The following is a 1,310-nucleotide window of genomic DNA, read 5'->3' on the forward strand; positions in this document are numbered from 1 at the left end:
GATGCGTGCGTCCCAGCCCGAAGGTATCTCGACGTCGATGCCGACAGCGCTCAGGCGGGCCACGTGCCGTTCTCGCCCTCGGGCTCCTCGGCGGCGGGCTCGTCCCGACGTATCGGAGACCGGTAGAGGCTGTCGTGGCCGGGGTGGATTCCGGCGCTCGCCAGGTCGCGGTCGACCCGGACGCCGCGATCGACGTCGGGGACGAGGCGGCCTCGCCGGCGCCTGCCCTTGCCGATCTCCGCGTCCGCGAGGGCCTGGTGCATGAGATTCGAGACGTGCTCCCACGTTCCTGCCGCGCCCTCGCCGACGATGCGGCCCGACGGCCCGTCGACGTAGACGAAATACGGCGCCGCCCTGACCTGGTACGTCTTCCACGCCTCGTCGGACATGACGACGACCACGTCGCGAGGTGCGAGCGCGGCGAGCCGCGACTCGCTCTCGTGCTCGGTGCTCCGGGTGACGATCACCAGCCGGGCGTCGCCCGGCACTGCGAGGTCGCGGCGGTCGAAGGCCTCCCAGAAGAGGTGGCAGGAGTGGCAACCGCTGGTGAGGAAGGCGAGGAGCGTGCCCTGGTCGGCTTCCACGACGCCGACCGTGATGGCATCGCCGGTCGGCGTCGCGCCCACCACGTCGGCGGCGGGCGAGCCCGGGTCCCGGACCGGGACCCCCGAGGGTCGAGAGCGCACCGGCTGCCGGAAATCGGGGTCGAGGCCGCGTTCGAGATCGCGCAGCGACCGCAGGATCTCGGCATGGCTCCGCAGCAGCCCGGCGACGAGGAATCCGACCACCGCTAGAACGACGGCTTCGACCGAGATCACCACTGCCACTAGCTCACGCCCATTTCGAGCTCGATACCGTCACTGGCTGAGCACCGTCACCGGGCGACGCCCGGCGAGTCACGGTTGTCGCCGTTCCAGTCACCCACGAGGGGAATGTCACCCGCGTTGCCGTACTGGAGCACGGTGTCGGCGAGGCCTCCGGTGTTCGAGTTGCGCAGGTACCACGTGTCGCCGCGGATCACCCCGGGTGTGTCGACTCCGTTGCCGTTCCAGTCGCCCACGATCGGGAAATCACCGGGGTTGCCGAACTTGAGCACGATGTCGGCGAGGCCTCCGGTGTTCGAGTTGCGCAAGTACCACGTGTCGCCGCGGACGACGCCCGGCGTGTCGACTCCGTTGCCGTTCCAGTCGCCCACGATCGGGAAATCACCGGGGTTGCCGAACTTGAACACGATGTCGGCGAGGCCTCCGGTGTTCGAGTTGCGCAGGTACCACGTGTCGCCGCGGACGACGCCCGGCGTGTCGACTCCG

1 protein-coding gene is annotated in these 1,310 nt (G+C 69.8%); it reads right to left on the minus strand.

Translation table 11 applies throughout. The annotated features are described in order from the left end of the window. Positions 1–50: 50 nt before the first annotated feature. A complete protein-coding gene (locus tag E6G06_22095; GenBank protein TML85253.1) occupies positions 51–827 on the minus strand; it encodes a hypothetical protein in 777 nt (258 codons plus the stop codon). Positions 828–1,310: the final 483 nt, after the last annotated feature.

The sequence above is a fragment of the Actinomycetota bacterium genome (assembly GCA_005888325.1).
Lineage (GTDB): Bacteria > Actinomycetota > Acidimicrobiia > Acidimicrobiales > AC-14 > AC-14.